Source organism: Streptomyces sp. NPDC058086, assembly GCF_042885015.1.
Classification (GTDB): Bacteria; Actinomycetota; Actinomycetes; order Streptomycetales; family Streptomycetaceae; genus Streptomyces.
In genome coordinates this window covers 1-7344 of record NZ_JBHVST010000210.1, presented here as the reverse complement: position 1 = coordinate 7344, position 7344 = coordinate 1, and the positions used below count along the sequence as shown (strand labels likewise).

Here is a 7344-nt window from a genome sequence, read left to right as displayed (position 1 = left end):
GGAGCGGGCGCTGGACCGGGCGATGGAGGCACGCACCCGCTGCCCCAAGTGCCGGCGCCGGTACCACCACTGCCTGCCACTGCGCACTCTCGGCAGCTGCCTGGAGTGCCACGACGGCACCCCGGCCGATCCCACCAGCTACGTGCACGACTCACGCCACGACCTCGCGGCGTGACCGGCACCGAATTCGCTGATCCCTGACCGGACGAACCCCGTTGTGACACAGGACAGGGCGGGTGGCCCGCGCATCGGCAAAGGGCCAGCCGCCCGCTCCTTCACCCCTTCGAGATCGGGAGAACTCCAGCATGCCCCGTCTGCCCCTGACCACCGAGCGTCTCGCCCTGTTCGGCACCCTGCTGGCCACCTTCGGCGAGCTGCATCCCGCCTGTGACCACTGGATCCAGGGCTCGAAGACGGCTTCACGGAAGCGCCTGTACGGCGAGGACCTGGTCCACGCCGACGGCTCCCCCGCCGCACCGGACTCCACCCGCCCGACCATGACCACCAGCGCCCTCGGCCGGCGCGCGGTGGCCTGCCACGTCGCGTCGTACACCGCCGTGCAGCTCGGGGTGGCCGTTGCGATCACCCGCGCGTTCGGCTACCGCGTCACCCCCACCGCGCTGCTCGCCGGCGCGGCCATCAACGCCGGTACCCACGCCGCGATCGACCGCGGAGCCCTGCTGCTGTGGCTGGCGAAGAAGGCCGGCAAGACCGGCTACATCGAGCACTGCAAGGCCGCCCGCGTCGACGACGACGGCAAGGCCACCTCGGAGCTGACCGGGCCGGGCAGCGCGTGGATGGAGCTTGATGCGGCCCTGCACCGGGCGATCGGTGTCGGCGCAGCCGCCGTCACCACCTGGCTCACCACCCGCCCCGGCGCCCGCCGGTGAGCCGCAGCGCGACTGTGGGCACGCCGTGGCGGCGGGCGGTTGCGGTCAGGTTGGCGGCCTACCTCGCGGATCTGCTGCGTACCCGCGAGCGGCTCCTGGCCACCGTCGACGCCGACGACTGGGCGAAAGCCGAGGCCCTGCCCTCCGACGACGAGATCAGCCGAGTCCGCCGCCTGATCCGCCGCGTCAAAGACTCCGTCGACGAGCTCACCGACGACGAACGCGCTGAGATCGACCACGCCACCGCCCTGGTCCGACGCGCCCGCAACAGCGTCGTCCACCTCGGCCTGCCCCGCATCCGCCAACCCCTGCCCGACATCCGACCGAACCGGACCGCATGAACACCAACCCCTTGATCGAGGGCCGCGAGGCCGACTCAGCCCGCCGCCGCCAGCGCGTCATCAAAGCGATCAACACCGCTAATCGGGACGGTACGACCATCAGCGTCTCGGGCATCGCACGGCAGGCCGGAGTCGACCGCGCCTTCCTCTACCGTCACAAGGACCTGCTCGCCCAGGTCCACGCCGCCAGCGCCGAACCACCCGGCAACGACACCAGCCCCGCCGTCAGCCGGGCCTCGCTTCAAGCAGACCTGGCCAATGCACTGGACCGGGGTAACCGGCTCGCCACCCGCATGCGCCACCTGGAGGCCAAGCTCTCTGAACTCCTTGGCGAGCAGACGTGGAGGGAGTCCGGGCTCGGAGCACCTGACGACATCGGACAGTTCAAGGACCGCATCACCACACTGGAACAGCAGGTCAGGGAGCTGAGCGGACAACTCGACGAACGAGAACAGGAACTACAGGCTGCACGATCCGCCAACCGCCAGTTGATCAGCCGACTCAACACCGGCCATTGAGCGCGAGGACATAGCGGATCGAGAACCCTCGCTACCGGTGGCCATGACGTCCCCGGCGAAGAGGGCCTCCATGGTCAACGGGAAGCCATGGCCGTCTGGAACGGGGCGCGGGACCGAGTGCTCGCGCTGGGACCGCCGGTATGGGGCCAGGAGCACGTTCCGCTCACTTGTGGAACTGAGAACGGGAAGTCCGTGCACTTCCCCCTCCCGTGGGTTGTCACTGCAGTCCGCTGTAGGCGGCCATGATGATCTCCATGCCGCGGTTGTCTTCCTGCCGGTCCCGGTCGATCATCTGGTTCATGACGTAGGCCACCGTTATGCGTGAGTCGGGGTCGCTCGCGACCAGCGAGCCGCCCCAGCCGCCCCAGCCGAAGGTGTTGCCGAACTTGCCGAAGCCCACTGTCCAGCACATTGGGGTGCCCAGCACGCGGTCGTCACCGCGGAACACCTCCTGCCATGCGGGCTCGCAACCCTGGGGGGACAGCAGTCGCACGCCGCCGGCCGAACCATGGTTCGCCAATACCGACTGGACGAGGGCGACGGAGCGAGCGTTGCCGAAGCCGTTTACCGCAGGGATCTGCGCACGGCGCCAGGCCAGGGAGTTGGCGTCCTTGACCCGGATCGCCACACCGGTGTTTTCCCGGCGTGTGCCATCCGGTCTGAGCGGCGCGCTGGCGGTGTACTCGTCGGTCCGTGACGGCGGCGGGATGAGCGGTGCGACGCGGTCGTCATGTTCGGTGGAGAGGCCGATGTGGAAGTCCGCGCCGAGCGGTTTGGCCACCTCTTCGGCGAAGAACTCGCCGAGACTGCGGCCGGTGATGCGGTGGACGATCTCCCCCGCGAGGTAGCCGAAGGTGAGCGCGTGATAGCCGGCGGCCGTTCCCGGCTCCCATTCGGGTGCCTGCGCGGCCAGCCCTGCCGTCACGCTCTCCCAGTCGTAGAGCTCCTGGACCGTCGTCGGCCCGGACAGGTCCGGCAGTCCCGCGGTGTGCGACAGCACGTGCCGTACCAGCACGTTCTCCTTACCGGCCGTGGCGAACTCGGGCCAGTAGGCGGCGACCGGCGCGGACAGATCGAGTTCGCCCCGGTCGGCCAGGATCAGCGCGCACATGGCGGTCATGTTCTTGGTCGTCGAGTTCACGCCGGTGAGGGTGTCGCGTTCCCAGCCGACGGAGCGGTCCGCATCGGCGTACCCGCCCCAGATGTCGACCACCGGCTCGCCGTCAACGTAGACAGCCGCCGAGGCACCCACGTCGTCGTTGCTGAGCAAGGCTGCAAGGGCCGCCCGGACTGCCTCGAACCGCGGCTCGCAAAACCCCTTAACATCAGTCATGGGCGTAAGCCTCATGCAACGCCAGGGCTTCGTGCCCAACAATTCCCGCACCGGTTTTGTCGGGCCTGGCGCGATCAAATCTTCTCTACTCCAGCAACGCGGCCTGACGGCCGCGCGGCCGGCCGATGGCCTGGCCGGCGCCCGAGATCGCAGCGCCGATGACCGTCAGGGCGCCGCGCGCAGTGAGCGACTCCGGCTTGGGTTCGGGTGTCGGCCGCTGCGGCTGCGTTTGGCTGGATGGCAGGAAGGTCGTTCCTATGGTGGAGGCACAGGAAGGAAGGGCGGATAGGCGTGCTGGAGCGGCTGAATCAGGCGCTGGACCATCTGGAGGCCTGCCTCGACCGGGAGGTCGATATGGCCGAGGTGGCGCGGATCGCTGCGGTGTCGGAGTACCACTTCCGGCGGCTGTTCTCCGCGCTCGCCGGGATGCCGCTTCCGGTCTACGTGCGGCGCCGGCGGATGACGCTCGCCGGGGCCGAGGTGCTGGCCGGGGACCTGACGCTGCTCGACATTGCGGTGCGGTACGGGTACAGCTCGGGCGAGGCGTTCGCCCGGGCATTCCGGTCGGTGCACGGAATCGGGCCTGGTGAGGCCCGGCGCACGGGCGCGGTACTCACCGCACAGCCGCGTATGTCCTTCCGTGTGGTCGTCGAAGGGAGCACGACCATGCGCTACCGGATCGTGGAGAAGGAGTCCTTCCGAGTCCTCGGCAAGAAGGCCCAAGTCCGGCTCGTGCACGAGGGGGTCAACGCGGCCGCCGCGGCGCACCTGGAAAGCCTGGAGAGGCAGGCAATCGTGCGGATGAAGGAGCTGACTGGCCAGGAGCCGGACGGGATCCTGTCGGCGGTGGTGTACCTGACCGACAGCCGGGAAGAGGGCGCCGAGGCGGACTACTGGATCGGCGTGGTGACCGGTCCCGAGGTGGCAGCCGAGGAGCTCGACGCCCTCGACGTGCCAGCCGGGACCTGGGCGGTCTTCGACAACCACGGGCCCTATCCGAGTGCCCTTCAGGAGCTGTGGCGAGACGTGTTCACGCAATGGTTCCCTTCGAACCCGTACACGAGCCGGACAGGTCCGGAGCTCCTGCGGACTCAGCCGGTGGAGGTCGGTGCGGAGACCGACTCCCAGCTGTGGATCCCGGTCGAGCGGAGCAGTGGGAACGCCGTGCGTGAACACCGGGACCTCCCCGGATTGATTTGATCGGCTGTCCGACGAACCGGATCACCGAAACAGCCAGCGAATCGTCGCCCTGGAGACGCTGTCGGGCTCCGCCATCGAAGGGGCCGTGGAATGATCAATCCGCAAGGGAAGCCCGGCCGAGGGCGTGTGAAACAGAACCGAGCCCAGCCCCTTCACATGAAGCCACAGTGCACCAGCGGCGGCTTGTCGTCAGCGGAGTGCTGCCAAGCCGCCGTCACCTTCAGCAGCCGCCGACTGGCGACCACGGACGAGTGAAGCCGGCCGATATGCCTTGTGCCACACATGTTGTGATTACTACGGTGCCGACTCATAGCCACTGAGCTGCGAAGACTCCGTTGTGCGTCTGCCTCAGGATCGGCGACCTCCTGAGAACTGCCGGTGTGCGTCGAACGCCAGGAAGGCCGGCCCGCGAACCGGCGCGTGCCCGAGCCGGTCGTCCGCGCGCAGTACGCCGCCATGGTCACTGCGTTCTCTGGCCTGCCCGGCGAGGGATTCGACCACGTCGTTGTCGCGGAGAACATCCACCGCCTGGAGGCGCTGTTGCAACGCGTCAGCGACGCCCGGCGCAAGGATCTCGGCTGGGACGGCGGTGAGGGCCTGGGCGACCTGCTCCTGGTCCGCCGCACCTTTGGCCCCGAGATCCTGCCGATGTGGCGTGGCGCGACGCCTGTCAGCTCGCTGACGGAGACCGCGTCGCCGAACTCCGGCTCGGGGCGGACAGCCTGTACCTCGCCCTGCGCACCGACATCGACGGTGCGGGCGACGTCGGCTTCGAGGCCCTGGTGGGCTGCGCGGCCGACGACGAATGCGAAGGCAAGGCGTGGGCGCCGGTCTACAACGCGACCGATCTCCTGCGCGCCCTGACCGGCGAGCTGATGAACGACCCGGACGTGCGCTGCACCGTCCACGGCTCGCCCGAGGGCGAGGACCAGGAGGACGACCCCGAGGGCCGCGCCGACCCGGAGGAGCAGTACACGGACGCGGTCCGCGCGTGAGCCGCGCCGCTCCCGGACCGCCCCCGCACCCGCTCACCCCGGCCGGACTCCCGGACGGTGACGCCTGGTTCCACGGCTGCCCGGACTGCCACCTGCCCGTCCAGGGCGGGGGCGCCGGCCTCGCCGCCCACCGCCGCACCGTCCACACCAGCGCCGGTGACCCGCGCACCCCGATCACGATCCGGCTCGACTACTGAAGGAGGCCCCCATGGCCGTCCAGACCAAGACCGACACCTTCGCCACCGACCTCGCTGCCCTCATCGGAGACCAGTCGCAGCGCGGCGCCACCCCGAACGCCTTCATCGGCCTGGTCGAAGAAGTCCGCGACGTCCTCGCCGCGTCCAGCATCGGCAACTGGCAGGACGCCAGCGAGGAACTGGACTCCGCCGTCACCTACCTCACCGACGCACTGACCAGCCCCGACGGTGACCAGCCGTCGCTGCTGGCCTGGGCGCGCACCCACCTGCGCGACGGCATCGAGACGGCCGGCTGAACCGCGAGCTGCGCGCACTCTGTGCCGTCCCGGACCCACCAGGGCCGGGGCGGTCGCAGTGGCCTCTCAACATGAGCAGCGAGAGGAGTTGGACGTCATGGTCCTGCCCTACAACTTGACGTCCCCATACGGAACACCACCGGCCTGCGCGGTGTGCACGTCTTCACCGGCCCGGTGACTGGCCGGCTTCGCGGATCGGTGCCTGGCGGTAGGCCCCGGGACGGCCGCAGCATCGGCTAAGGCGCGTCGACCGCCCCGAGCACTCCCCTTCCCCGTCACGAGATGGAAGCACCATCCAGCATGCCCGACCACCTGGTCAGGGCGGAATCGAATGATCAAAACAAGAGGCGCACCCCCACAGCCTGGACAGCCCGGGGTGCGCCTCTCTCATGCCCGCCCCGAGGGGCGAGAACAGGAGCCATCATGCCCGCCACAACAGTCTTACGTCCGCGGTCCCGCACATTGATCATCGCGGCCGCTGTGCCGCTCGCGCTGGCCGCGCTGCTCGCCGACGACATGCGCGTGCGCCGCCAGCTGGACGCCGCCCGCAAGGATCCGCTGACCGGGCTGCCCGGCCGCGACGCTCTCACGCACCGCGTCGAGCGTCTCGCCCGCACTCACCGCGAGCAGCTGCACGTCCTGATCGCCGACGCCGACGGCCTGAAGACCGTCAACGACAGCCTCGGGCATGCGGCCGGCGACGCCCTCATCGCCGCTATCGGACACCGGCTCGGGGCATGGGCCGCCGCCCGCGGCGGGCTCGCCGCCCGCCTCGGGGGCGACGAAATGCGGCGCCGCTCTCCTGCTGCCGCCCACCGCAACGCTCCGGGAGACAGCGTCGCTGCGCGAGCAGCTGGAGCAGCCCGTCGACCACAACGGGCACATCCTGCGCCCGGCGGTGTCCATCGGCACGGCCCGCGCCGTCGACCTGCCCGACGCAGCCGGCGCTTCCCGTCTTCTGCGCGGCGCGGACATGGCCATGTACCGCGTCAAGACCCGTGAGAAGCCCTGCGGTTACACGGCGACCCGTCAGGACGCCTACACGCCCACGGTCCACGGGCGCCGCCCGGGCCGCCCCGGCACCCACCTGCCCGTCGGATGAGCGCGCCCGCCCGCCGCCGCGGCAAGGCGCCGCTGTGGGAGCCAGGCCTCATACCGGCTCCCGGCGGCCTCCTGGACTGGCGGGACGCCCGGCACTTCGACCGCTGGCAGGACCTGCCGTGCGTGCTGTGCGAGAAGGCCACCCCGATGCGCTCCCACTACGGCGAGCCCGTGCACAAGGTGTGCGCCGAGGAATGGATCACCGTCCATCCCGTGGAAGCGCGGCTCGGCCGGTTTGCCTCCGACGTCCAGCCCAAGCGCAAGCGCGACGACGACCACGCCTGAACTCCCCCTGCATCCATCACTCCGCAAGGAGCGCTCACCCATGAGCCGAACTGCCAAAGCCCCGACCACGATCGAGGCCGATCCCCGGATCCCCTTCCCCCACACCGACGCCCCGCTGGCGTGCCGCACGAACCCGGACCGGTTCGCCCACGAGCACGGCCAGAACAGCAAGGACGACCTGGCCCGCA

The 7344-nt window shown here is 70.0% G+C and carries 10 protein-coding genes; 9 read left to right on the top strand and 1 reads right to left on the bottom strand.

Translation table 11 applies throughout. From position 1 onward, the window contains the following. Positions 1 to 305 precede the first annotated feature (305 nt). Genes ACFVWD_RS56600 through ACFVWD_RS56590 form a run of 3 tightly spaced genes read left to right on the top strand, consistent with a single transcriptional unit; the run spans position 306 to position 1749 of the window. Complete coding sequence (locus tag ACFVWD_RS56600; RefSeq protein WP_389606873.1) at positions 306 to 890, top strand: hypothetical protein; 585 nt, start codon at positions 306 to 308, stop codon at positions 888 to 890. Between the two features lie 50 nt (positions 891 to 940). After that, entirely contained in the window at positions 941 to 1231 is a 291-nt protein-coding gene (locus ACFVWD_RS56595) for a transposase (RefSeq protein ID WP_389606872.1), read from the top strand. Next, on the top strand, positions 1228 to 1749 hold the full coding sequence (locus tag ACFVWD_RS56590; RefSeq protein WP_389606870.1) for a DUF6262 family protein: 522 nt from the start codon (positions 1228 to 1230) through the stop codon (positions 1747 to 1749). The genes ACFVWD_RS56595 and ACFVWD_RS56590 overlap by 4 nt, the downstream gene beginning before the upstream one ends. 217 nt (positions 1750 to 1966) lie before the next feature. Here ACFVWD_RS56590 and ACFVWD_RS56585 read toward each other — a convergent pair whose 3' ends face one another. Next, a complete protein-coding gene (locus ACFVWD_RS56585; RefSeq protein ID WP_389606869.1) occupies positions 1967 to 3082 on the bottom strand; it encodes a serine hydrolase domain-containing protein in 1116 nt (371 codons plus the stop codon). Positions 3083 to 3373: 291 nt separating this feature from the next. Here ACFVWD_RS56585 and ACFVWD_RS56580 point away from each other — a divergent pair, with 291 nt between their 5' ends. The 6 genes from ACFVWD_RS56580 (at position 3374) to ACFVWD_RS56555 (ending at position 7156) form a co-directional block, all read left to right on the top strand. Continuing rightward, complete coding sequence (locus ACFVWD_RS56580; RefSeq protein ID WP_389606867.1) at positions 3374 to 4282, top strand: GyrI-like domain-containing protein; 909 nt, start codon at positions 3374 to 3376, stop codon at positions 4280 to 4282. 650 nt (positions 4283 to 4932) lie between these two features. Further along, the gene (locus ACFVWD_RS56575) at positions 4933 to 5277 is read left to right on the top strand and encodes a hypothetical protein (RefSeq protein ID WP_389606865.1); all 345 of its coding nucleotides are present in this window, start codon (positions 4933 to 4935) and stop codon (positions 5275 to 5277) included. Next, a complete protein-coding gene (locus tag ACFVWD_RS56570) occupies positions 5274 to 5474 on the top strand; it encodes a hypothetical protein (RefSeq protein ID WP_389606864.1) in 201 nt (66 codons plus the stop codon). Before ACFVWD_RS56575 ends, ACFVWD_RS56570 begins: the two co-directional genes overlap by 4 nt. 11 nt (positions 5475 to 5485) lie before the next feature. Next, a complete protein-coding gene (locus tag ACFVWD_RS56565) occupies positions 5486 to 5770 on the top strand; it encodes a hypothetical protein (RefSeq protein WP_389606862.1) in 285 nt (94 codons plus the stop codon). A gap of 282 nt (positions 5771 to 6052) precedes the next feature. Next, positions 6053 to 6772 (top strand): diguanylate cyclase domain-containing protein, encoded by a 720-nt coding sequence (locus ACFVWD_RS56560; RefSeq protein ID WP_389606860.1) that lies wholly within the window; start codon positions 6053 to 6055, stop codon positions 6770 to 6772. A gap of 96 nt (positions 6773 to 6868) precedes the next feature. Continuing rightward, positions 6869 to 7156, top strand: a complete 288-nt coding sequence (locus ACFVWD_RS56555) for a hypothetical protein (protein WP_389606859.1) — start codon at positions 6869 to 6871, stop codon at positions 7154 to 7156. Positions 7157 to 7344 lie beyond the last annotated feature (188 nt).

What these genes read in the sequence shown, in the direction of transcription:
- ACFVWD_RS56590 (WP_389606870.1), top strand. Translation starts at nt 1,228, where the DNA reads ATGAACACCAACCCCTTGATCGAGGGCCGCGAGGCCGACTCAGCCCGC.
- ACFVWD_RS56600 (WP_389606873.1), top strand. Translation starts at nt 306, where the DNA reads ATGCCCCGTCTGCCCCTGACCACCGAGCGTCTCGCCCTGTTCGGCACC.
- ACFVWD_RS56565 (WP_389606862.1), top strand. Translation starts at nt 5,486, where the DNA reads ATGGCCGTCCAGACCAAGACCGACACCTTCGCCACCGACCTCGCTGCC.
- ACFVWD_RS56555 (WP_389606859.1), top strand. Translation starts at nt 6,869, where the DNA reads ATGAGCGCGCCCGCCCGCCGCCGCGGCAAGGCGCCGCTGTGGGAGCCA.
- ACFVWD_RS56585 (WP_389606869.1), bottom strand. Translation starts at nt 3,082, where the DNA reads ATGACTGATGTTAAGGGGTTTTGCGAGCCGCGGTTCGAGGCAGTCCGG.
- ACFVWD_RS56560 (WP_389606860.1), top strand. Translation starts at nt 6,053, where the DNA reads ATGGAAGCACCATCCAGCATGCCCGACCACCTGGTCAGGGCGGAATCG.